This is a genomic window from Neolewinella aquimaris, assembly GCF_014197245.1.
GTDB classification, from domain to species: domain Bacteria; phylum Bacteroidota; class Bacteroidia; order Chitinophagales; family Saprospiraceae; genus Neolewinella; species Neolewinella aquimaris.
This window is the reverse complement of sequence record NZ_JACIFF010000006.1, coordinates 110372-134210: the sequence shown is the minus strand read 5'-3', so window position 1 is coordinate 134210 and position 23839 is coordinate 110372. Positions and strand designations below refer to the sequence as shown.

Annotated in this window: 21 protein-coding genes; 8 read left to right on the top strand and 13 right to left on the bottom strand. The window is 59.1% G+C overall.

Features of this window, described 5'->3' with window-relative positions; all coding sequences use genetic code 11:
* Positions 1-71: 71 nt before the first annotated feature.
* From GGR28_RS12245 to GGR28_RS12225, 5 genes are all read right to left on the bottom strand, one after another.
* Positions 72-1601, bottom strand: coding sequence for a GH3 family domain-containing protein (locus GGR28_RS12245; RefSeq protein WP_183496091.1), 1530 nt, complete (start codon positions 1599-1601; stop codon positions 72-74).
* Between the two features lie 72 nt (positions 1602-1673).
* Positions 1674-2369 (bottom strand): porin family protein, encoded by a 696-nt coding sequence (locus GGR28_RS12240; protein ID WP_183496090.1) that lies wholly within the window; start codon positions 2367-2369, stop codon positions 1674-1676.
* A 61-nt stretch (positions 2370-2430) separates the two neighbouring features.
* Positions 2431-2973 carry an RsmD family RNA methyltransferase gene (locus GGR28_RS12235; RefSeq protein WP_183496089.1) on the bottom strand — a complete coding sequence of 181 codons (543 nt, stop codon included), beginning with the start codon at positions 2971-2973 and terminating at the stop codon, positions 2431-2433.
* Between the two features lie 21 nt (positions 2974-2994).
* Positions 2995-3843: a DUF3822 family protein gene (locus tag GGR28_RS12230; RefSeq protein WP_183496088.1), complete on the bottom strand. Its 849-nt coding sequence runs from the start codon at positions 3841-3843 to the stop codon at positions 2995-2997.
* The gene (locus GGR28_RS12225; RefSeq protein ID WP_183496087.1) at positions 3834-4415 is read right to left on the bottom strand and encodes a hypothetical protein; all 582 of its coding nucleotides are present in this window, start codon (positions 4413-4415) and stop codon (positions 3834-3836) included. Before GGR28_RS12225 ends, GGR28_RS12230 begins: the two co-directional genes overlap by 10 nt.
* A 196-nt stretch (positions 4416-4611) precedes the next feature.
* Between GGR28_RS12225 and tsaD the strand changes: the two genes are divergently transcribed.
* From tsaD to GGR28_RS12210, 3 genes are all read left to right on the top strand, one after another.
* Positions 4612-5604 carry a tRNA (adenosine(37)-N6)-threonylcarbamoyltransferase complex transferase subunit TsaD gene (gene tsaD / locus GGR28_RS12220; RefSeq protein WP_183496086.1) on the top strand — a complete coding sequence of 331 codons (993 nt, stop codon included), beginning with the start codon at positions 4612-4614 and terminating at the stop codon, positions 5602-5604.
* Positions 5605-5709: 105 nt separating this feature from the next.
* Positions 5710-8016, top strand: coding sequence for a TonB-dependent receptor (locus GGR28_RS12215; protein ID WP_183496085.1), 2307 nt, complete (start codon positions 5710-5712; stop codon positions 8014-8016).
* 1 nt (position 8017) lies between these two features.
* Positions 8018-8491 carry a thioredoxin family protein gene (locus tag GGR28_RS12210; protein WP_183496084.1) on the top strand — a complete coding sequence of 158 codons (474 nt, stop codon included), beginning with the start codon at positions 8018-8020 and terminating at the stop codon, positions 8489-8491.
* Here GGR28_RS12210 and GGR28_RS12205 read toward each other — a convergent pair.
* Both GGR28_RS12205 and GGR28_RS12200 read right to left on the bottom strand, forming a co-directional pair.
* Positions 8488-9621, bottom strand: coding sequence for a glycosyltransferase (locus tag GGR28_RS12205; protein ID WP_183496083.1), 1134 nt, complete (start codon positions 9619-9621; stop codon positions 8488-8490). The two genes, GGR28_RS12210 and GGR28_RS12205, sit on opposite strands and share 4 nt — an antisense overlap.
* 3 nt (positions 9622-9624) lie before the next feature.
* The gene (locus GGR28_RS12200; RefSeq protein WP_183496082.1) at positions 9625-10104 is read right to left on the bottom strand and encodes a hypothetical protein; all 480 of its coding nucleotides are present in this window, start codon (positions 10102-10104) and stop codon (positions 9625-9627) included.
* Between the two features lie 150 nt (positions 10105-10254).
* Between GGR28_RS12200 and GGR28_RS12195 the strand changes: the two genes are divergently transcribed.
* Positions 10255-11604, top strand: coding sequence for a TlpA family protein disulfide reductase (locus tag GGR28_RS12195; RefSeq protein ID WP_246416689.1), 1350 nt, complete (start codon positions 10255-10257; stop codon positions 11602-11604).
* Between the two features lie 40 nt (positions 11605-11644).
* Positions 11645-12172, top strand: coding sequence for a signal peptidase II (gene lspA / locus GGR28_RS12190; protein WP_183496081.1), 528 nt, complete (start codon positions 11645-11647; stop codon positions 12170-12172).
* Here lspA and queG read toward each other — a convergent pair.
* From queG to GGR28_RS12165, 5 genes are all read right to left on the bottom strand, one after another.
* Positions 12161-13090 carry a tRNA epoxyqueuosine(34) reductase QueG gene (gene queG, locus GGR28_RS12185; RefSeq protein WP_183496080.1) on the bottom strand — a complete coding sequence of 310 codons (930 nt, stop codon included), beginning with the start codon at positions 13088-13090 and terminating at the stop codon, positions 12161-12163. The genes lspA and queG overlap by 12 nt on opposite strands.
* A gap of 64 nt (positions 13091-13154) precedes the next feature.
* The gene (gene porK, locus GGR28_RS12180; RefSeq protein WP_183496079.1) at positions 13155-14387 is read right to left on the bottom strand and encodes a T9SS ring complex lipoprotein PorK/GldK; all 1233 of its coding nucleotides are present in this window, start codon (positions 14385-14387) and stop codon (positions 13155-13157) included.
* 150 nt (positions 14388-14537) lie between these two features.
* Positions 14538-15509, bottom strand: a complete 972-nt coding sequence (locus GGR28_RS12175) for a PorP/SprF family type IX secretion system membrane protein (RefSeq protein WP_183496078.1) — start codon at positions 15507-15509, stop codon at positions 14538-14540.
* A 6-nt stretch (positions 15510-15515) separates the two neighbouring features.
* Complete coding sequence (locus tag GGR28_RS12170) at positions 15516-17525, bottom strand: thioredoxin domain-containing protein (RefSeq protein WP_183496077.1); 2010 nt, start codon at positions 17523-17525, stop codon at positions 15516-15518.
* A gap of 102 nt (positions 17526-17627) precedes the next feature.
* Positions 17628-18284, bottom strand: a complete 657-nt coding sequence (locus tag GGR28_RS12165; protein WP_183496076.1) for a hypothetical protein — start codon at positions 18282-18284, stop codon at positions 17628-17630.
* A gap of 217 nt (positions 18285-18501) precedes the next feature.
* Between GGR28_RS12165 and GGR28_RS12160 the strand changes: the two genes are divergently transcribed.
* Complete coding sequence (locus GGR28_RS12160) at positions 18502-19773, top strand: MgtC/SapB family protein (RefSeq protein ID WP_183496075.1); 1272 nt, start codon at positions 18502-18504, stop codon at positions 19771-19773.
* Here GGR28_RS12160 and GGR28_RS12155 read toward each other — a convergent pair.
* Positions 19763-20644 (bottom strand): sterol desaturase family protein, encoded by an 882-nt coding sequence (locus GGR28_RS12155; RefSeq protein ID WP_183496074.1) that lies wholly within the window; start codon positions 20642-20644, stop codon positions 19763-19765. The two genes, GGR28_RS12160 and GGR28_RS12155, sit on opposite strands and share 11 nt — an antisense overlap.
* 175 nt (positions 20645-20819) lie before the next feature.
* Here GGR28_RS12155 and GGR28_RS12150 point away from each other — a divergent pair, with 175 nt between their 5' ends.
* Both GGR28_RS12150 and GGR28_RS12145 read left to right on the top strand, forming a co-directional pair.
* Entirely contained in the window at positions 20820-21275 is a 456-nt protein-coding gene (locus GGR28_RS12150) for a nuclear transport factor 2 family protein (protein WP_183496073.1), read from the top strand.
* Between the two features lie 116 nt (positions 21276-21391).
* Positions 21392-23758, top strand: a complete 2367-nt coding sequence (locus tag GGR28_RS12145) for an acyl-CoA dehydrogenase family protein (protein WP_183496072.1) — start codon at positions 21392-21394, stop codon at positions 23756-23758.
* Positions 23759-23839 lie beyond the last annotated feature (81 nt).

Below are 23839 nucleotides of genomic sequence, written 5' to 3'. Positions count from 1 at the left end.
CCGCTTAAGCCGTCCGACGGATTTTCAGCGGACGGGGTGACCCCGTCCGACGGTTAAGCGGTCCGACGGGGTCACTTTTTCAAAAATTCCAGCAATTCCAGCAATTTCTCCTCCGGCATCACCTTCGGAAACTTGATCTGCCCCCCCTTCTTTTTGGTCTGTTCAAGGAAGGCATAGAGGCGATCGGCCGGCTCCACTCTGACCCGAATATCCTTCAGGGCCTTCTTGCGGGCGACGGCATAATTTTTGTTGGCTTCCTGGAGGTGGCGGTCCAGTTCCTCCTTTGCCTTCTCCGCGTCTAGTTCGCCTTCCTCCAGTCCGAGTACCCACTGGTGCACGTACTCGCCGTCTTCCTCGCGCTTGATTGCCCCGACGGTGAATTCTTTCACCGTGGCACCGGTATTTTTATTCAGGACCCCGATGGCTTTGTTGAGCTTTTCTTCGGAAAGCTGGCTGCCCACTACGTTGAGGAAGTACTTGGTCCGTCCGGTAATGACGATCTCCATCTTTTCCTTATCCATGAACTTGATGGTATCGCCGATCATGTACCGCCAGGCACCGGCGGGTGTCGATACGATTAGGGCATAATCAACCCCTTCCTCTACCCCGCGAAAGTCCACGACTTTCGGCTTTTCCAGGATGGTACCCGCCGAATCGAATCCACGCTCGTTGTGGGGCACGAACTCGAAGTACATGCCGTGGTCCAGGGCGAGTTCCATTGCCATCGTGCCTGGCCGCGCGTTGAAGGCGAAGAAGCCTTCGCTAGCTAGGTAAGTATCCATGATGGTGATCGGGTGGTCCAGCAGGGCCTCGAAGGTTTGGCGGTAGGGCTCGAAGGCCACGCCTCCGGTCGTATAGATCGATAGGTTCGGCCAGATCTCGTGGATGTTGCTGAGCTTGTTGTGCTCGATCACCTTACGCAGCATCATCACCATCCAGGAAGGAATTCCGGCCAGGGCACCCACGTCCCACTTCGGCGCCTCCTCCGCAATGCGTTGCACCCGCTCGTCCCAGTCGGCAATCTGTGCGATTTCCAGGCCCGGCTTATACACCCCCTCCATGAATTCGGGCATGTTGCTTACGTTGATGCCACTGATCTCGCCTTCCAGCCAGCCGTCCTTCTCGTTGAGGTCCGCCGAGCTGGTGAGCATGAGGATGTCTTTCTCAAACAACTCCGCCGGCAGATCGAAGTTAGCGAGGCATTCGGCCTGGGCGCGCCCCACCCGTTGGGTACACTCCAGCATCTCGTCCGTGACCGGAATCCGCTTGCTCTTCTTTCCGGTCGTACCGCTGCTGAGGGCGAAAAAGCCGGGTCGACCGGGCCAGGTGATGTCGGGATCGTGGCGCTGTTTTTTCCACCATTCTTCGTTTATGGTATCGTAATCGAAGATCGGCACCTCCTCCCGGTAGGTCTTACGCACGTCTTCGGCCTCCAGAATACGGGCGAAGTTGTAGTACTTGCCGAAAGCGGTATCCTTGGCGGTTTCCAGCAGATTCCTCAGTTGTTCCTCCTGGGCCGCATACGGGTCGCTGGGCTCGTGGGGAAGCAGGGTATGCTTGGTCTGAATTAACGCCTTGATTACGTGTCCGTAGAATGCCATAGGAGAATAAGCTGGGAAGCAATGATTGTCCCCAGGAAACGCCCCCCCATTACGGGTGTTCGCGGACCGAGATCAGATAAAGAGTCGCCGAACCACGATTCGCAGCCCCAGCTGGTAGTAGTTGCGATTGGCAATGGTATCGGCGTCCGGCCGCAGGTTGCCGTTAAGGAAGAACTGAAAGGTGGGCTGAAAACGAATGGCCCAGTCGGTCGAAAGCTTGCGGTCGTAACCGATCCCGGTCAGAAAGGAAGTTACGAAGGGCCGGTAATCCACGGCATCGTCGGCCAGCGTCTCCGTCCCGGTTTCGGCACCATTGGCGTAGGTCGTTCGCCGGATTTTAGTTCCGAGGTGGTACTGCAACGCCACGCCGAGTACGAAGAGCACCCGGTCGTTGTCGGTCACATCCTGATAAAAGTTAACGTCGAAGGGTAGCGCGAGGTAATTAGCGGACACATCGTCACTAAAGGTGGTGGCGCTGCCCGGGGCGGGCTGTTCCAAGGTAGCGTAACCGGCCCTGGTGTACCGCAACCCCGTACTGAAACCGATCCGATCCACCCGCGACTCGTAAAGAATTCCGATACCAAACCCTACCCCACCCTGCTCCAGGCTGTCGAGCCGGTCGAGCTGGGTGAAGGTAGCGCTGTTCGTACCCGAAATACGGCTCTCGCTAAGCTGCGGACTCAACTCCAGACCAATACTGCGCTCCAAGGTTTGGGCGGATGCGGCCAGCGATAATGCAACGAATAGAACAGGCAGCCATCTTAGCATCGGGACAGTTTTTTACTAAACTGCAACGGACGGTCACAAATTATTGCCCCCCGCTATTTCCTCAGGTCTGAAAGAAACTGAAGATGGTCTTACCGTATTTGCGCACCTCCGTGCACCGGGGATCGCCCGTAAAGTCGTGGTGAGGATTGTGCTCCAGTACGAATAGCCCCTCCGGAGCGATCAAACCGGCATTGAACACCAGGTCCGGCAGTTCAGGAATGTTGGGCAGCGGGTACGGCGGACCGGCAAAAATGTAGTCGTACGGTTGACTGACGGGACGCTCGAGAAACTTAAAAACGTCCATACGCCACACCTGAATGCAGTCTTCCACCCCCAGGGTAGCGATCGTCTTCTTGACGAAAGCCACCGCGGGCGGGTGTTTGTCTACGTAGGTCACATCGCAGCATCCCCGGGAGATGAACTCGTAGTCGTGACTGCCCGTACCGCCGAAGAGGTCGAGCACCCGTAAGTCCTCAAAGTCCAACCGGTTATTCAGCAGGTTGAAGAGTCCCTCCTTGGCGTAGTCGGTCGTGGGTCGCGTGGGCCAGTTATCGGCGGGCGGACTGAAGCGGCGACCCTTGAATTTACCGGAAATGATGCGCATGTCGTCGTTGGTTTATCGGGTCTAACCTAGGCAGAGCAGGTCGAAGTAAAGGTGGGCCGGCAAATGAATCAGTTCGGCGGGAGCAGCCGGCGGTACGCCGTATTCGCTGAATCGTATGTCTTCGATGTACTGATAAAACTGCCCGTACAGTTCCCCCTCCGTAGTCAGCTCGCCACACAGGTACAGGGGAATGCGATCCGGAGCGAAGTCACACTGCTCGTAGGCCAGGAGCATATAGTAAATGCCGTCCTGTGCACTACCGTAGACGAAGGTGTTGTAGTATTCCAGGTTTCCGTTGCGGTGACCGGCCACGAACATCCGCTGTCCGCGTACGGCGCACGAGATGGCTTGGTGGTTCAGCCGCCGCGACCGGGCCGCCCAGGCGGTCAGCAGGCTACCTGCATAATGTTGACTGCCGTCGGTACCGAGGGTTCGCTCCGCGGTGGCCAAGTGATCGCGGCGGGCGGAATAAATGATCTCTGCATCCAGTTCGTGGAGGTGCTCGTGGCGGACTTCGTCCTCCAGCCCCACCAGGGTCAATTGCTCTAAATAGGAGCGGGTACTTTCCTCGTCGAATAGTGGGCCGGGCACAAGATTCAGTACGGGGGTGTCCCAGGCCAGCGTTAGCTTACCGTAGCGGGTCCCGTTCAGCTTCGCATCAGCCGCTACCAGGCGGCCGAAGGCGGCGGACCAGTCCTTGCGTTCTTCGTTGCTGAAGGCGTAGGAACGATAGGCTACCAAGCGGTTTTCGTTCCGATCACGGATGATATACGCAAAACTGTCCATCCCCGTAAGGATGGACAGTTCGTAATCTTGCGTGCGGCCCGGATGGAACGCACTGGCGGTTATATCGTAATTGCTTATTCCCAATTCCCGGAAAGACTGGGCTTACTCAGATCACCGAATTTGAGCGGTGCGTTGGGGTCGTACCGCTGATCGTACCGCTTGAACCGCTCGTCGCCGAACCGATCCATAAACTCCTTACGGGCAATACCGACCTGTACTACGGGCACCTTGGTCGACTGGTAGTCGATGGTGTCGGCGGCAATGTCAAACACCTTGTTGTCGGTGTAGGGGACGTATTCCAGCCGGTCGAGGTCGATGCCCATGGCATTGATGCTGTCGATCGCGGAAGAATAGATGGTGTCGTAGGCGCTGGTGGGATCGAAGTCGGGATCGTCGGGATCACCAACGATGCGAACTTCCATAAAATTCTCGTTGCGGAGCACCTGCTTGAGGGTATCGAAAGAGGGGGCGAACATACCGGTAATGTCGCGGTACATCTCCTGCGTAGTGCGAATCACCTTCAGCTGATCGGCCACGGCATCCTCCCTTACGGCACGCTCGTCGGCAAAGGTGATGGGTTCCTCGATACTGCGGTACAGCAAGAAGGCCAGGATGAAGGCCAGAACCAGAAAGGCCAGACTAAATAATTTACGCATCGTGAGCAGTTAATTTGTGCAAGTATAAAACATTTTCCTTTGGACCCCGAATTGGCCGGGGATAAATATACGTTCCCCGGCGCGCAATTCGTTAGACCAGATTGCACCAAAAAGATGCCGCCGGCCGGGGTTTTGGCGCAACGACGGAGCCATTTTCTTGTTTGCCACTACTTTCGGCCTCCCTCATCCCTCCACCATGCCCACTATTTTAGCCATCGAATCCAGTTGTGACGATACTTCCGCCGCAGTGGTCCGCGATGGGGTGGTCCTCAGCAACGTCACCGCGGCCCAGGCCGTCCACGTAGAATACGGTGGGGTGGTACCCGAATTCGCCAGCCGCGCCCACCAACGAAACATCGTTCCCACGGTCGATGTAGCGCTCCGACGCGCCGCGGTTGCAGCCCGGGAGGTGGATGCCGTGGCCTTTACGCGCGGACCCGGACTCATCGGCTCCCTCATGGTGGGCGTCAGTTTCGCGAAGGCATTCGCCCTGGCGCGCAACATCCCCCTCATCGAAGTGGATCACATGCAGGCCCACGTGCTGGCCCACTTTGCGGAGGACCCCAAGCCGGAATTTCCTTACCTGTGCCTGACCGTCTCCGGAGGGCATACCCAGCTGGTCGTTGTCCACGCTCCCCTGGAGCAGGAAATCATCGGCCGAACCATCGATGACGCCGCCGGAGAAGCCTTTGATAAATCGGGAAAGCTCCTGGGCCTCCCCTACCCCGCCGGCCCCGAACTCGATCGCCTTGCCCGCTTGGGCACTCCCGTGCTCCGGTTTGCCCAGCCCGATCCCGGTGACCTGAATTTTAGTTTCAGCGGCTTGAAAACCAGTGTACTGTACACCCTCCAGAAAGAAAATAAGCGCGACCCCGCGTACGTCAGCCAGCACCTGAACGACATTTGTGCCTCTATCCAGGACGCTATCGTGACCACGCTGATGCAAAAACTAATCGCCGCAGCCGAGCAAACCGGCCTCTCCCGCATCGCCCTGGCCGGCGGGGTCTCCGCCAACAGTGAGCTGCGGCGGCGACTGGTTTCCGAAGGACAAGCAAGGGGTTGGAATACCTACGTACCCCGCATCGAGTACTGTACCGACAACGCCGCCATGATCGGCATCACCGCCACCTTCAAGTACGACCTCGGCGTTTTTACCGACCAGTCCGTCGCCCCCTCCGCCCGTCTGTAACCTACTGCCACCATCCGGGAGAAAATGAATTGCCTAAAAGTTATGTTAGTCTTGGCTAACTTATTACTTTTATGCATCAATATTCAATCCAGCAATACTTCCGGCATGAAAATTTCTCTACTGGTGGTAGCCCTACTCTGCCTGCAATCGCTTCGCGCCCAATCCGGCACCGTCTCCGGGACCATCCGGTCGGAGGAGGAAACCCTTCCCTTCGCTACCGCCTACTTTCCGGAACTTGACCTGGGAACTACGGCAGACCTCAATGGAAAATTCACTATCGCTGGCCTACCCGCCGGTCTCCATACCCTCGAAGTGCGAATGGTGGGATACTCCGTCTACCGTCGGCCGGTAGAAATCCGGGCGGGGCAGGACACGGTACTTTCAATAGAACTGGTGCAACATATGTCAGCGCTGGACGAGGTCGTGGTCACCGCTACCCGCACCGAAAAGCGCAGGACCGACGCACCCGTTATCGTAAGTCTCGTCAACAGCAAGCAGCTAGAGCGGGCGGCGGCAAACACCCTATCCGACGGACTCAGCTTTCAACCCGGCCTGCGCGTTGAGACGGACTGCCAGACCTGCAACTACACCCAACTCCGCATGAACGGCCTCCAAGGCGGATATTCCCAAATCCTGATCAACGGACGCCCCATTTTCAGCCCACTCACCGGCCTGTACGGCATGGAACAAATACCCGTCAACATGATCGAACGCATCGAGGTCGTGCGGGGAGGAGTGTCGGCCCTCTATGGTTCGAGCGCGGTCGGGGGCACAGTCAACGTCATCACCCGGATACCGGTAAAAAATGACTACCGCCTCACCGGGACGTACCAATCGGTCGGTGGCCGTACGGCGGACAAAATTCTCGCTGGCAACGCTACGCTGGTCAATTCGGGCGGGAACGCAGGAGCAACGCTCTTCTTCAACAAGCGAAACCGCGGTCTCTACGATGCCAATGGGGATAACTTTTCCGAACTACCCACCCTAAAGAATACTTCCGTGGGGAGCAGTCTTTTCTTCCTCCCCACCGACAACCAGAAACTGGAAGTAAGCCTGAGCCACCTGTACGAGTACCGCTACGGCGGCGAAATGGTCGACCGACCCGCTCACCTCACCCAACAGTCGGAAGAACGTACCCACCGGGTGCTGCTGGGAAGCCTCGACTACCAAATCAACTTCAACGACGACCTAAATTCCCTCATCCTCTACTACGGCGGTCAACGGACGGACCGCGATCACTACACCGGAATCCAACCCGACGCATCCGTCGAATTGGAAGCCTTCCACGCCGATCCACCCTACGGTACCTCCGAGGTCACCACCCACCAGGGCGGCGTACAGTTCAACAACGGCTTTCCCGATTTCCTGGGGGGGAAGGCTACCCTCACCGTCGGTGCCGAATACGTCTACGACGACGTCTTCGACGAGATTGGAGCCTACGACTACCTGATCGATCAGACGACTACCAACCTCGGGGTGTTCGTACAGCACGACTGGGACATCAGCCCCCAGCTTGCGCTGCTGGCGGGGTTCAGGGTCGATAAGCACCGACTGGTCGATTACCCGGTGGTCAGCCCACGCTTATCCCTGCTCTATAAGCTCCGCGAGACCACCCAGTTTCGGCTCGGATGGGGGACGGGATTTCGGGCACCGCAGGCCTTTGACACCGACCTGCACATTGCCTTCGCCGCCGGGGGAGTATCCCGCATTTCCCTCTCCGACGACCTGAGGGAAGAGCGGTCCAACAGCTTCACCGGCTCGGTAAACTTCGATCGGGCCAGCGAGCACTTCATCGTCGGTTTTACGCTGGAGGGCTTTCATACTTACCTGCGGGATGCCTTTTACCAGTTTCCGCTCGGGGCCGATGCTTTCGGGGAACGCTTCGAAAAGCGGAACGGGGCCGGTGCTACGGTGCAGGGGTTCAGCCTGGAAGCCCGGGCAAACTTCGATTACGTTTTTCAGGTGGATGCGGGCTTCACGGTGCAGTCGAGTCGCTTCGACGAGCCCGTTGAGAACATCGCAGGTTTACCGGCTACCCGCGATTTTCTCCGGACGCCGAACAATTATGGCTATGCAACCCTCACCTATACCCCAACCCAGGATTGGAGTGCCTCGGCAAACCTCGTCCAGACCGGCTCGATGCGACTGGCCCACTTCGGGGGGGAGGGTACCGGGCAGGCGCACGACGAGTACTTCGACTCGCCGGCCTTTACCGACATCGGGCTACGACTAGCCCACACTTTCCGCACGGACCGCGGGCGCACGGGACTAGAAGTATTCGGAGGCGTAAAGAATTTGCTGAATGCCTACCAGAGCAATTTCGATTCAGGGAAGAACCGGGACAGTAATTTCATTTATGGCCCCGGTCTTCCGCGAACCCTCTACGTAGGCGTTCAGATCAAAGCGCTGTAGTATGCACCTACTAAAAGTGATATTCACCGGGCTACTGACCTGCCTGATACTACTTCCCGGATCGGCGCAGTCCGGTGTGCGTTGGCTGAGCTTTTCGCAGTTGGCGGATAGCCTGAAGGTTTCGCCACGGCCGGTCTTCGTTGACTTCTACGCCGATTGGTGCACTGCCTGCGTACGGATGGATCGCCGGGCGTTTCGGCATCCCGAGGTGGTTCGACTGCTTAACGATCGCTATTATGCCGTTCGCATGGACGTAGAATCCCCCGATACCATTGTATTCGGAGGACAAGTATTCGTAAATGAGCGGCTGGGGCGGGTCAATCCGATTCACCAGATCCCGCTACTTATGGCGGGTCGCCGGGGCAAACCGTTTTCCCTCCCGGCCATGGTCCTACTGGATGAGCAATTCTCGGCCACCGCCCGCTATTTTCAGTACCTGAGTGCCGAACAGTTGATCGAGATCCTTAGCGATTAAGTGGCCCTCCGACCCTTCCAGCCCGCCTTCGCACCCAGCAGAACGGCGGTGCCCACCCCCACCAGATAAAGCGGGTAAATCAACTGAACGGGGAGGTACCAGCGCAGCGCATTACCGTGGCCGAAATGCCTACATACGGATCTGAGTAAGATATAATCGATCACCCCCTTTATTCCCCAGGCCAACAGTCCGGATACCAGAAATACCGGATAGATAATACCGAGAACCAGTGCCCCGAGAATACCTGCCGAGGTAAGAAAGGCCAGCACCTGGGCAACACTCAGCGCCGGGCTTTGGTAGTTGCCCGCCTTGCCCGCCCAGCGGATGCGTTGACGCCATACCGCGCGCCAGTCCGCCACCGGAGCGGTAGTGACCAGTCCGTCCACTTCCGCTGAATAGACGATGCGCAAGTTTTCTTCGGCCGCGAATTTATGGAGCAGCAGTACGTCGTCGCCCGAAGGAAGGTGATCGACCCCGGCGTAGCCTCCTACACCGTAAAAACTGTCGCGCCGAAAAGCAAAGTGGGCACCGTTTGCGAGAGCGGGCGTACCCGCAGTGGCCGTAGCGGCGGTGAACAACTGAAATCCGGCCAGGTCCAGGGCCTGAAAGTTGGCACACAATCCGGTGGAAGGGGTAATGAGTACGGGCCCAAGGACGACATCGGCCCCGCCGGAGAACGCTTCCGCTACGCGCCGCAACGCCCGCGGAGGCCACCGGCAATCGGCATCGGTCGTGACGATCACTTCGGCCGTCGTGCGGGAAATACCAAGAGTGAGGGCGGCCTTCTTAAAGGCTACGGTACCGGGTGGAGGGGGAAAATCGGCTAACCGAATCAGCCGTGCTCTTTCACCAAATTTCACTGCACCTGCGGCCCCGCCATCCGTGGAAAAGTCGTCTACCAGAATGAGCTCGTAGCGGTCCGCTGGGTAATCCTGGGCGAGCAAGTCGGCCACCAATTGCGGGAGATGGGCGGCTTCGTTGCGGAAGGGAACGACGACGGCTACGGTCGGGAGCTTGGCCGTCGGTATGAGTTTACGGGCGAGCGTACCTAACCAGTGTTGGTAATTGTAGCACTGCCAAAGTAAATACAGGGTGGAGAGTACGAGCGGACCGGCCGCCAGCCAACGCAAAACTTACTTGAAGTACTCGTCGTACCCCGGCTCGTCGCGGCGGCGGGGCTCCGGTGGCGGCGGCAGCTCTTCGTAGTGGGTATCGATGTCTACCGGGCTGTCGGGCAGTTCCTCGTAATCCACCCACTGACCGTTGCGGCGAACGTCGGCTTCGCGGCGGGCCTCCTTAACCTTTTTCTTGAACAGGGCCATGCCCAGAAAGTAGAGGAAGACGAAGGGGTAGAAAATGATCGTGAGCGCGGAAGCGACCAGTCCGTAAATCGCGTTGCGCTTGAACAGCCCCTGCAGTGCTTTGAAGTAACCCAGTACGACCTTGTAGTCGATCACCAGAGCGGCAATGAGGACGAGCCAGGAGAAACGATAGAGCAGCGCGATGACCCAGCCGACAATGGAAAACATCACGTAGAGCACCACCAGCGAGATGATGATGCCGCCGATCGTGGCCAGGGGGGAGCGTTCAAGGGGGGAGCGGAAAGATGCCATATGTTGGTAACAGCCCATGCACCGACGGGGTTGGCGGGAAGGTCCCCGGGGGCGGGTATTTTCGTCGGAATCCGTCGTTTCATCGGCAAACGCCGGTCGGTAGCCCTCCGACGACTAGGGTGAAGCACTCCCGTGCCGTAAATTCGCCGAATGAAATGTGTTGCGACGATTCTTACGGTATTCACTGCGCTGTCGCTCGGCGCGCAGGGCGAGGTTACCATCCTGGCTGCGGTGGAGGGCTGTGCTATCCCCCTGCAGGTGTATGCCTTTACCGGCTTCGGATTCGAGCCGGTGGCCGTACTGGAACAGAACGAGCGCGGCGACCAGTCGGCTAGCGTGTCCGTCGACGAGCCGGTATTTCGGTACCTGGGCCCCACACCCGCTGATGCCCTGCCCCTTATTCTGACGGGAGGCGACACGATCGAAGTGGAGGGAAGTTGCGGACAGATGCGGCAGGCCACCGTAGCCAGCAGCCCGATCAACGCGGCCTATACCCAGCTCAAGGCGACGTTCGACGAGCAAAACGAGCGCTATTCGACCCTGGTCCAGGACATCGAAGTGGTGCGCGACGAGCGGGTGAACCGGGATGGCAGGGAAGCCATGCGGGAACTGGATGAGGAAAAACGGCAATTGGTGCAGCAGCTAAAGGAGGCCTACCCCATTCTCGGGCGTATCGCCAGCCTCAATACCTATCTGAGTCACTACTCCGCGGAAGAGGGTCAGTACGCCAACCAGTTAGATCACTACATCGGCACCTTCTTTCAGTTCGTTGACTTCGGGGATTCGGGCTACGACGATCTGGCCTGGACCTACGAAGGTGGTCGCAACTTCACCGATAATTTACTGAGGGCCCTACCGGCCGACCGGCTTACGGAGGCGGTGCTTGAGCAAACCGGACGCTGGCCCGCGGGTAGCCGTGCCCGTTTTATGGCCCGTAGTGGTGCCCTTGCTTCCCTGCTCACCAAGAAACACCCGGCCGGACTGGAAGTAGCCGATCAGCTGATCGAGGAATACGCGGATGCATATCCGGACCCCATCGCTGCCCTACGGCAACAGACGGCTCCATTGCGCAGTTCCGCTATCGGAGCACCGGCCCCCCTGTTCACGGCAAGTACCCCCGACGGAGGGGAGATCAGTTTGGAAAGCCTGCGCGGCAAAGTCGTGCTGCTCGATTTCTGGGCCAGCTGGTGCGGTCCGTGCCGCCGGGAGAATCCCAACGTGGTCAGGATGTACAACAAGTACAAAGACGAAGGCTTCGAGATTCTCGGGGTGAGCCTCGACGACCGCAAGGACCGGTGGGAAAATGCCATTGCCGCCGACAAACTTACGTGGTTGCACGTCTCCGATCTGCGGGGGTGGAAGAGTGAATACGGTCAGCTCTACGGAGTGACCAGCATTCCCCAGACCGTCCTGCTCGACCGCGACGGCAATATTCTGGCGCGCAACCTGCGGGGTCGTGATCTGGAGCGCAAACTAGCGGAGGTGCTGGGGGTGAAGTAGCGGCGGCATCCTTGGCAGAATCCTCTTTACCTTTGTGCGGATGAAAACTTTCAAATCACGGCTGCTGGTCGTTCTTACCGTCATTATTATATCGGTGGGATTGGATCAGTGGACGAAGTATCTCGCCACCGTTCACCTGCAGGGGGAGCCGGATCAGTTCTTCTTCGGCAATGTGTTGCGCCTGACGCACGTGCACAATACGGGAGCCTTCCTGAGCATCGGCTCGGGGCTCAACGATTTCTGGCGGCCGATCCTCCTTAATCTATTTCCGGCGATCCTACTGGTTGCCCTGCTGTACTACATCTTTCGCGAGAAGCTGCTCAACCGCTGGCAGGTTGTGGCCCTGGCCCTCATCGTGGGCGGTGGATTGAGCAATATCGTCGACCGGCTACTTTACGGCCACGTGGTGGATATGTTGCACCTGAAGGCCTTCGGGCTGCAGACCGGCATTTTCAACGTAGCCGATATGGCCATCATGGCCGGCATGTTCATTATGCTTCCCTTCGCGCTGCGTCCCCAAAAGCCGGAGCCGGTACACCAGGCGGAGGAAGAACCCTCATCCTTCTAGAAAGTCGAGGTTGCGGCGTAGGCCGCTAAATTTCGTGCGCTTTACCGCCGACTTCCTGAAGACCCTGCGGAATACCTCCTCCGTCATTTCCCGCCACTCCCGCTTCCCCATGTTCGGCAGCTCGGGGTTAGGAGCGAAGGCGGGTTCGCTATGGGGCTGGCTGAAGCGGTTCCAGGGACAAACTTCCTGACAGATGTCGCAACCGAAGGCCCAGCCCTCCATCCGACCGGCAAATTCTTCCGGTATGGCCTCCCGGAGTTCAATTGTGAGGTAACTGATGCACTTGCTGCCATCGACGAGGTACCCCTCCGGACTGATGGCCTCCGTCGGGCAGGCATCGATGCACCGGGTGCAGGTGCCGCAGTGATCGCGGATGCGGCTGTCCGGAGCGGGCTCCAGGTCGGAGATCAGTTCGGCGAGAAAAAAGTAACTACCCGCTTTGGGGTTGATGAGCAGGGTGTTCTTGCCCGTCCAGCCGGCTCCCGCGCGGGCCGCCCAGTCGCGTTCCAGTACCGGGGCGCTGTCGACGAAAACGCGGCCGTCGATGGGGCTGCCGATTGTTTCTTCCAGGCGACCAACCCACTCCCGCAGTTTGGCCTTCACTACGGTATGGTAGTCTTCTCCGTAGGCATAGCGGGCAATTTTGGGCGTTTCCCGGCTGGGGGAGTCGTCGGCGGGGAAGTAGTTGTAGAGGAGGGAGACGACGGATTTGGCTCCGGGGACCAGTTTCGTGGGATCCACCCGCTTATCGAAGTGGTTTTCCATCCACCGCATGCTGCCGTGGTGTCCGGCGTTGAGCCACTCTTCCAGGCGCCGCTCCTCGGGTTCCATTCGCTCCGCCGCGGCAATGCCCACGAAGGAGAAGCCCAGGTCGTGGGCCGTCCGTTTGATGTGGGTAGCGAGTTGGGTAGGATTCATGGCAAATACAAAACGGCCGCCCCCGGGTGGAGTGCGGCCGTTAAGGTAGGTTGGTTCTGCTCGACTAGAAGTCGTTGATGGAGCGGCCGGTGAACGACATGACGTTGCGGAAGCCGATGTAGGACTTGGTCGTGTCCTGGTATTCGTAGGTACGGGTGCCGTTCTGGAGGTAGAAGCTGATGTCCTTCCAGCTGCCGCCGCGAATCACCTTACGCTTGTAGGAGATGGGGTCATCGTCCTTGGCGTTGTAGCGGATATCGGGGTTGAAGTCGTGGACGAAGCTGGTGGCGTTCTCCTGGAAGGCGGTGATGGTCCATTCGGCAACGTTGCCGGCCATATTGTAGAGGCCGTAGTCGTTGGGGTAGTAGGCATCGACCGGTACGGTGTAGGAGCCGCCGTCGTCGGCGTAGTTGCCCCGTCCGGGCTTGAAGTTAGCCAGCAGACAGCCCTTGCTGTTGCGGGCGTAGGGGCCACCCCAGGGGAAGGGAGCGTTTTCCTTACCACCGCGGGCGGCGTATTCGAATTCGTACTCCGTGGGGAGGCGGAAGTTTTCGATCAGGGCATTTTCGTTGTAGGTATTCCAGAGAGTCGTACGCCAGAAGCTAAAGGCGCGGGCCATGTGCCAGTCGATACCGACCACGGGGTAGTTGTCGTAAGCCGGGTGGCTGAAGTAAACGCGGGCCATCGGCTCATTGTAGGCGTAGGCGAAATCGCGTACCCAGACTAAGGTGTCGGGATAGACGTTCACCGTCTTCTCCGTGATGTAATCCGTGATGCCCTGTCCATCGTCACCGCGGGGGCGGGCCATAGCGGCTTCGGTCCAGTCCACCTCACTGTAAGTGTACTCGTACAGATTCGTATTCACCTGCTTCTTGCCAGCATAGTACTCTTCGAGGTAGAGCTCGGCGAGGGATTCGTCGGTGTAATCGATGGGCAGTTCCCAGTCGATGTTGCCGTTCTCGTCGACGTCACCGAGGATGACGTGGGCGATCGAGTCCCGGACCCAGTTCATGAACTGGCGGTATTCGTTGTTGGAGATCTCCGTATCGTCCATGTAGAATCCGTTGATCGTAACGGACTTGGGACGTTGGATGAAGGTGCCGGTGATGTCCTGATCGTTGTTACCGATGTGGACGGTGCCCGCGGGAACGTAGACCATTCCGTAGGGCTGCACCCCCTTCCAGGTGGGACGATTGAGATCGCCGACGAGCTCGCCGGTTTCCCTACCACCGCCACAGCTGGACAGCGCAATAGCCATTACGGAGACGGCGAAGATTGTTTGTAGAACGGTTTTCATACGCGAGACCGGAATTGTCCTTTGAATTTTCAATGGAGCGGATAGTTGTGGGGGAAACGAAGGTAAAAACATGGTTAGTATCGTAGCAGGTACCACGGAACAAAGTTTAACAGATAGACCGACGAAATCGCGGCAAGGCGACAAAGGCGATCATTGTTTGGTTCGTGGGTTAAAGATAATGGGCGGCGGCACCCCCGCACCGATGCGTTTCCGCAAGTTGTACTTGAGCGTGATCTCATGACTGCCGTCCTGCACGCTACGCAGGTCGGAAAGCGTAAGATCGTAAGCGTAGGCCAGCGTGATCTTTTCGGAAAGGTTCATGCCGGCCATTATTACAATCGCGTCCGAGGTCTGATTATTGTAGCCACGATAGGCAGCACCGGCAAAAATATTCTCATTGTACCGGGCAATGGCACCAAAACTCAACTGATGCTGGGTACCATCGCTTACGGCAAAGACCATTGGAAGAACCTCCCAGGCCCGCAAAAGATCGAAGCGGGCCCGAAGATAACCGTGGTACTGTCGCCCGAAGCGGTAGTCCAGCCCGGGAAAGGCCAGTACCCCCTCATTGAGGTTGCGTACGGAGATGCCGCCCTCCAGGCGATCGGCCTGGTAATACAGCCCGGCATCCACGGTAAAGGTGCCCGCCCCCTCGTTGCCCGTAGGGAGCAGATCGTCGTTGTGAATGATGCTCCCCGGCAGTTCGTACGTCCCGTCGGAGGTCCGCAGCCGCGCCCCATCGAGGCTCATTTGGAGGTAGCGCCCCGACAGCCCCACCGACCATACGGCCGAGGGACGCACCAGTTGGTAGTTCCAGGTCACGCCGAAGCGATTGAGCTGACGTGCTCCGATTTCGTCGCGTTCGGCCTCGACCCCGAACCCACTACTGAGAAAATAGACCGGCAGGTGAGCACTCACCCGCTGTCCGCTGGGTTGCCCGTCGAGGCCGGTCCACTGCGTTCGGTACGTGCCGGTAACGCTCAGGCTGTTGTCTAGACCGGCGTAACCGGGATTGAACTGAACGGGGTCCAACCAGAATAAGCTGTACTGGGCAAATTGCTGCGCAGCCACGGACCCACCTAGCAGTAGCAGGAGAAAAACCGGTAGTAGTTTTTGGGTCATGGACGATCAGTTCAAAAGTTGGCGGGCGGCATCGCTGCTACCAACCGGGATTCGGCAGGTCTGGTTCTCGCACACAAAGTAGCGAAGTTCAGTAATGTAACGATTCGCTAGCAGGGGAACATCGTCCCGTGGCACTTCGGACGCAACGATCAGTAAGCCGGGTCGGTAGTCCGACAAGAATTCCCGCGCGGCGCGCCGCGCGCCCTCCCCGGTGACGACCAGTTCGCGCGCGTCGGATTGCATAAGCAAAGCAGTAAGTCCCCAACCGGCAAAACTGGTGGGATAGCGCTCTATCGCACCGGCCATGGCTTCCACCATGCGGTTGGCCCGCGTTTCGTAGCGGTCCTCTCCGGTGAGCCGTCCTAGTCGGTACAGGTTGTGGGCCATCTGGGAATTGCCGCTGGGCAGAGCATTATCGTAAAAGTCCTTGGTGGTTACAGGCAGTTCGCTTTCGTTCGGTGGGCGTAGGTAAAACATACGGTCTTCAGCGTCGGAAAAGGTTTCCAGCACGTGATCGACCAACTCACGCGCGTCCTTTAGTCCGTAATCGAGGGAAAAGGTAACCTCGCCGAGATCCAGGGCCGCCGAAGCCAGCGCGGCGTAGTCGTCAAGAAAGGCGGGCGCACCGAGTTGCCCGGAGGTGCGGTTGCGGTACCAGCGCCCGTCACTATTTAGTTGATCGGTCAGCGCGGCGTACAGCTCGGTAGCCAGGGTTAGGTAACGTTCGTCACCGGTGGCCCGGTAGCACCACGACCAACCGGATACCAGCAGAGCGTTCCACTGTAGGATCAGTTTGTCGTCGGCACCGGGGGTAATCCGCATTCGCCGGACGTCGGCCAGGATACGGCGGGCATTAGCGATCTTGGCTACGGCTACGTCGACGGGCAGGTCGGTCACCACCGGTAGGGGCCCGGGTCGGTAGGGAATGTTGGTGCGCTCCTCTTCCCAGTTGCCTTCGGGAGTGATGCCGTAAAAGTCCGCCACCAGGTCAGCGTCTTCGGGGGGTAATAGGTCACGAAGTTCATCGTACTGCCAGACGTAGTACTTTCCCTCCACCCCCTCACTGTCGGCATCCAGGGCGGCGCGGTAGCCACCGTCGGGTAGGGACATCTCCGCCTGTAGCCAGTCGGTAGTTTCCTCGATGGCCTGCAGGTAGCGGGGGTCGGGGGTGACGAGTTGGAGTTTGCCGAGGAGGCGCAGCAGAAGTGCGTTGTCGTAGAGCATTTTCTCGAAGTGGGGCACCCGCCAATTGGCATCTACCGTGTACCGACTGAATCCGCCGCCAATCTGATCGTAGATGCCGCCGGCAAGCATGGCGCGCATGCTGTGTCCGGCCTGGAACACATCGTTGTTGTTGCCGGAGAGCACGCCGTGGGCCAGCAGGAGCTCCAGGGACTGGCTCATCGGGAATTTCGGTGCACCACCGAATCCCCCGCGGGCACTGTCGTAGTTCTTGCGCAGGTTTTCCATCAGGGTATCGATGCCTTGCGTTTGGCGCTCCAGTCCCAGCAACCGGTCGCCGCCGCTGCTGATGTTATTGACCAGGTTTTCGGCCTGCTCTTCGAGGCTCGGGCGGTCCTCCCGGTAAGTTTTGGCGATGTGGAGCAGCAATTCGGTCCAGGAGGGCCGGTTGTACTTCCGTTCCGGCGGGTAGTAGGTACCGGCATAGAAGGGGCGCGCATCGGGCAGCAGGAAGGCGTTCAGGGGCCACCCTCCCCCACCGCTGATGGCCTGACAGGCATCCATATAAACCTGGTCGACGTCGGGCCGTTCTTCCCGGTCCACTTTGATGCACACGAAGTGCTCGTTCATCACTTCCGCGGTAGCTTCCACCTCAAAGCTCTCGCGCTCCATCACGTGGCACCAGTGGCAGGTGGAGTAGCCGATGCTGACCAGGATGGGCTTGTCTTCCCGTTTGGCCCGCTCCAGCGCTTCGCCGCCCCAGGGATACCAGTCTACGGGGTTGTGGGCGTGTTGCAGCAGGTAGGGGCTGGTTTCGTGTTGGAGGCGGTTCATAAAAGTAAGCTTTGGTAGTAAAGTGGACGGCGGGTCAATGAGTTCGCCACCCCCTCAATCCTTCACCCCCTCAATCCTTCTCTCCCTCACCCCCTCACCCTCTCACCCCACCTGCACAGGCAGTGAACAGTCCGTACTACGTTCATTCCATCCCGTCTCCCGGTAATTCCAGCAGGCACCGTACACGCTGCAATAACATATTTCTACTTTAACCCGGCCCATAAACTGGGTCACGGTGGTAAAATCCATTTCCCTCAGGTCGAATCTTAGGGTAAACAAGGCGACTTCCTCACCCACCGGAAGGATGCCCCCGTCGATGGTATTGCTGAATAGTTGGGTCATGGCCATTCCGGGATAGCGTTCGTTGATGCGGTCCTCGAGGGAGGCGGCGGAAACGGGGTCCCCATCGAGCGTAATGCTCAGTTTGCTCAGGAGTGCCGGTCCGACGCCGGTGTTTATCACCGTCATGGTAACCCGGGTGATGGTGTCCCCCCTTATCTCAAAGCGCTTATCCGAGTTCACGTAGGGAAGTACGCTGGCCGATTTCTGGGCATCCATCAGGGCCTGCTGTTCCTGAAGGATTTGCGTTTCCCGGACGGCAACGATGGTACCGACGAGACTGACCACCAGTGCGATGAGGGCGATCACGTCAGAACGGTCAACCGCAAACCGCCGCTGTGTCTGCGGAACGGGCGCGGCTGTCCCGCCTTCGGTAGGCCGGGAGACGTCCCGCGACGATTCAGATGCGGCAGGTTCCATAGCCACAAATATATACGCAGCCTGCCGGGACCACCAAAGTGCAACAGGGGGGCGCAATACCCGCATTACCGCCGGACAAATTTTTACTGCCGTAGGCTACGTTTTAGCGGTATGTTAGGAGCATAAAATCGTACGCGCAGTAGCTCCCGTGAAGATCGGCCGAAGAGAGTGAACCCTGGTGAACCCCGCGGCCGGTGCCGGGCTTTCATTTTCCGACATGGACTACACCCCCTTCCTACACCTCGCCACCTCCCTCGGGCTCGGTCTGCTGGTCGGTCTCCAGCGGGAGCGCGCTAATTCCGAACTCGCGGGCATCCGCACCTTCCCACTCATTACCCTTACCGGCACGCTCTGCGGACTGCTGTACCAGTTGGTGGAATCGCCGTGGATCCTGGTGGGTGGCCTGTTGTCGCTCTGCCTGTTGGTCGTAACGGCCAATTTTGTCCGGGGGAAAAGCCTTTCCGACGACGATGCCGGCGTAGGACAGACCACCGAGATCGCCATCCTCCTCATGTTCCTGGTCGGAGCGTTTCTACCCATCGGGCCTACCTCCGTTGCCGTAACCACCGGGGCGGGGGTAGCCATTCTCCTCTCCCTGAAACGGACCCTGCACCGGGTTTCCGGCAGCATGACGCGGGAAGACGTGCGCGCCATCATGCAACTGGCCGCGATCGCCTTCATCATTCTACCCTTGCTGCCCAATGAGGAATACGGGCCATATGCCGTGCTCAACCCCCGCGAGATCTGGCTGATGGTCGTGCTCATCGTCGGACTCAGCGTGACGGCCTACTTCATCTATAAGTGGGCGGGCAAGGGCGTAGGCACCATTGCCGGGGGAATTCTGGGTGGCCTGATTTCGAGCACGGCCACAACCGTTACCTACGCCAAACGGACCGCCGGGGCGGAGGGCGCGGGCCGATTGGCGGCGCTCGTCATTTTCATCGCATCCACCGTCTCCTTCGTGCGGGTACTGCTCGAGGTCGGGGTGGTTATTCCGCAGCACCTGGGCGTGATCGGTCCGCCGATGGGTGCCATGGTGGTTTTCATGGCCCTGATTTGCCTGGGCCTCTACCTGTTCAATACCGAGAAGGACGAAGAGGAGCTGCCCGATCCCGACAATCCCGCCCAGCTCAAGGCTGCCCTGATCTTTGGTGGCCTGTACGCGCTCATCATCTTCGCCGTTGCGGTGGTGAAGGACTATTTCGGTCAGCAGGGGCTCTACGTTGTTGCCATTATTAGCGGCCTTACCGACGTGGACGCCATCACCCTCAGCCTGAGCAACACCATTCGCAGTGGTGGCCTTACCGCTGAGCGGGGCTGGTCGCTCATCCTCCTTGCCGCCCTCTCCAACATGGTATTCAAGGCCGGCATGGCCGTCGTCCTGGGCTCGCGCAGGCTCGCTACTTACATCATCGTGGCAACGGGGGCTACGCTGGGGGCGGGCGCGCTGGTGCTGTGGCTATGGCCGGAGAGCTGGGTCATTGGGTAGGCTCCGTCGAAGCGGAATCCGATGACCGTGATCGTCGCGGCACCGTGCCATCCGGTAGGACCCAGGGGCGAATCGGTTCGAGCGGCATGGAGTGCAGGCGACCGACGGTAAGGGCATCCGGATCGAGGTAGGCGGGAAGCCCGATGGTGATCTCCTCCTGCGGGATGTCCGTGCGGCGGGTACCGTGCAGCCAGTCCCAGAACGGGAGTACTACTCCGAAATTAGCGTTGAACTCCTCCTCCACGATGCTATGGTGAATGCCGTGTACCCGGGGGGTAATCATTACCTTATCCAGTGCAGCCTCTACGGTTACTGGTAAGCGCAGATTGCTGTGGTGAAAGGCGGTACACCCCTCGAAAACGGCTTCGTAGCCGAGCACCAGTTTGGCGGGGGCACCGATCAGGGCGATCATACCGCCCCGGAAGAAAATGGAAAACACCTGTTCGCCCAGGTGGAAACGGAAGCCGGTGGTCACGTCCATATCCAGATCGCTGTGGTGCACCCGGTGCATGCGGAAAAGCAGGGGAACGCGGTGGGTGAGTACGTGCCAGAGGTAATTGGTGTAATCCAGCAGCAAAAAGCTCACGGCATACTTCATCTCCCGGGGAAGACCCAGCCACTGCACCAGACCGAAACGGCGGCGGTCGGTCAGCTCTCCCGCCCACACCATTGCCGGTAACAGCGCCGCCCGCACTACGGCAAATCCGGTGGCGGCGACCGCCGTATTTATCACCGAGCGTTTGGCTTTGGATTGGTGTTGTTCCCGCAGGACGAGCACCTCCTCGAGTAGGTACAATCCGGCAACGATTCCCGCCAGTACGGGAAAGGCCTTGCGGTCGAACCAGGGAAAGAAAAACCGTAATTTGGGCATACCGATTGAATGCGGCTACGCCCGCCAATGTTCCACCAGCACAACGCGGTCTCCCCCGATAACCATCGGGGCGCCAGTACAACGCGGTCTCAGACCGCGAAAGCACAAAGCGGTCTCCGACCGCGCAAACAAAATGTGCCCCCCCCCGATAGCTATCGGGGCGTCAACTTAAACTATGCGCTATCTACTTTTACTTCTCCTCGCCACGACCCTCCTCCACGGCCAAACGCCCATTCCCGACTACACGCCCGTCGATCCGGAGCTCTACCGCACCATCCTCAACCTGGACAAGCAGTACTTCGATGCCTACAACAGCTGCGACTTAACTACCCAGGAAGTGATGTACTCCGACGACTTTGAATTTTACCACGACCGCGGCGGCCTGGCTACCTCAAAGGAACAGCTGCTCGCGGCCCTGAAGGCCAACATATGCGGCAAGGTTACCCGGTACCTGCTGCCCGAGACGGTGGAGGTGTACCCGATTCCCGGTTTCGGGGCGGTACAGCTGGGGTATCACCGCTTCGAAAACGCCGAGGAGCCGGATGCCCCTTCGCTGCCAAGTCGCTTTTTCGTAATCTGGAAGCAGGACGGCGACAACTGGCAGTTGCACCGCATCGTGAGTTTGCACTAATCCCCGTTGCCACGGCACACCGCTTCCTGGAGTTAACCCTGCACCCGCGTACCCGCCCAAACAGTGAACCAACCAGACCGGTGGAACCGACGTTCATAACAAAACATCTACACCGTATGGGCGCCGACCTCCAAAGCAACACTTACCTATCTCCCGGAATTCAGGCAATGCTTCCGTTTTTGTATGCAGCGTGGTCGGACCGTCACCTGAGTGTGCCGGAAATTCAGTCGTTACGACGGGAAGCGGGCAAGTTGCCCTTTCTTACGGAGGAAGACCGGCAAATCCTCAGCGACTGGAGCGATCCCGTGCACCCGCCGAGCCGCGAGCGTTTTCAACAATGGCTGACCAGTGGTCGCCGCGCCGCAGAGGACCTGCCCGAAGACCGCACCGCCAGCCTGGCCGAACTGGGTATCTGGCTGGGTCTTGCCGCCGAGGACGAACCGGAAGCAAAGACTACCTTCTGGCAGGAGCAACTGCCCGCCCTCCACCAGATCGAGGCGGGCCTCGGCGGGATCCGGGAAGACACCTACCGGGCGCTTTTTCCCCAGTACGATCAGCGCGAAAAACTCCACGAGGCCATCCGGGAATCGACCGTCGACCCGGCCGAACTACAACGAATTCTGGAAGGGGACCACGCCGCGACTATTGCCCGGGTGAGGGAAATACTGCTGCGCCCCTCCTTCGAGCGAACCACCCTGCGCATTAAAGAAGATTACCGCGAGCAGGTCCTGCGCTGGTGCAAGGAACTGGCCCGGGAGGGCATTGGCGCCCTCTCCTACCCCCGGGAGTACGGCGGTCAGGACAGCATGGCGGACTACGCGGCGGCCTTCGAGACCATTGCGTACCACGACCTGAGCCTGACCATCAAATTTGGGGTACAATTCGGCCTCTGGGGGGGCGCGATCTATAACCTCGGGACGAAGCGGCACCACGATGCCTACCTGGAAGCTACCGGCAAGCTGGAACTGCCCGGCTGCTTCGCCATGACCGAGACCGGCCACGGGAGCAACGTACGCGGACTGGAAACCACCGCCGTGTACGACCATGAGAACCGCGAACTGATCGTACATACCCCCAGCGTCGCCGCCGGTAAGGAATACATCGGCAACGCCATGCACAGCCGGATGGCGGCCGTCTTTTGTCAGCTGATCGTGAATGGGGAAAGCCACGGTGTACATGCCGTGGTGGTGCCGATCCGCGACGAATCCGGTCATACGTTGGCGGGAATTCGCGTCGAGGACAACGGCTATAAGCTGGGCCTCAACGGTGTGGATAATGGCCGCCTGTGGTTCGATCAGGTGCGGGTGCCGGTCGATAATCTGCTCGATAAGTACGGGGGAATTGATGAGGAGGGGCGTTACGTGAGTCCGATCGAGAGTGCTAGCCGTCGCTTTTTCACCATGTTGGGAACGCTGGTGGGCGGCCGGGTATTCGTACCCCGGGCGGGACTGAGTGCGGCCAAGTCGGCCCTGGCGATCGCCGTGCGGTACGGGTTGCGGCGGCGGCAGTTTCCCTCCGAATCCATGCGGTCGGAGACTATTATACTGGATTACCCGAATCAGCAGCGCCGATTGTTGCCCCTCGTCGCTAAGGCATACGCCGTCCAGTTCGGCCTCGATCACCTGCTCGACCGCTACGTCAGCCGGACGGAAGAAGAAATGCGCGAGATCGAAGCGATGGCGGCCGGCATGAAGAGCTACGCGACCTGGTTTGCCACCGCCGCAATTCAGGAGTGCCGGGAAGCTACCGGGGGGAAGGGCTACCTGGCCGAAAACCGCTTTGCCGACCTGAAGGCCGATACCGACATCTTCACCACTTTCGAGGGGGACAATACCGTGCTGATGCAGCTGCTCGCCAAGAGTTTGCTGACGGAGTTCAACAAATCCTTTCAGGAAGACGGCAACATTGCCGTACTGAAGTACCTCGGTCGGCGGGTCACCACCATCGTCACCGAGCAAAACCCCTACGTGGTGCGGCAGACCGACCGTGAGCACTTGGAGAATCGCAGCTTTTACGTCTCCGCTTTTCACTTCCGGGCCCGGCGGCTGCTGAGTACGCTGGGATCGCGGTTGCGGGCCTACATCAAGGGGGGAATGAGCAGTTACCAGGCCGGTCTGCTTTGTCAGACCCACATGATCAAGGCCGCTGAGGCTTACGTAGAGCAATTGGTGCTGGACGAAAGTTTGAAGCGGGTGGAAATGGTACGGGAGCAGCAGCATCTGTCGGACGGTTTGGAACCGTCCGACGGAACTGCTGCTACTACTGCGGATCTGCTGGAAAAAGTGATCACGCTATACGCCGCCCATACCATCGAGGGGCACGCCGCCTGGTACCTGGAGAGTGGCTACATCAGCGGGCAGAAGAGTAAGGCGGTGCGTAAGCTGGTCGATATTCTTTGTGCCGAGTTGCGACCGGAGGCGGGGGCGCTGGTGGATGGGTTCGGGATACCGGATGGGTTGCTGGGGGCGCCGATTGCGCTGTGAGGGGGGTGGAAACCGTCCGACCGCTTTCATACCGACGGGGTCACCCGGTCCGCTATTTGAAATGCCGGACGGGGTGACCCC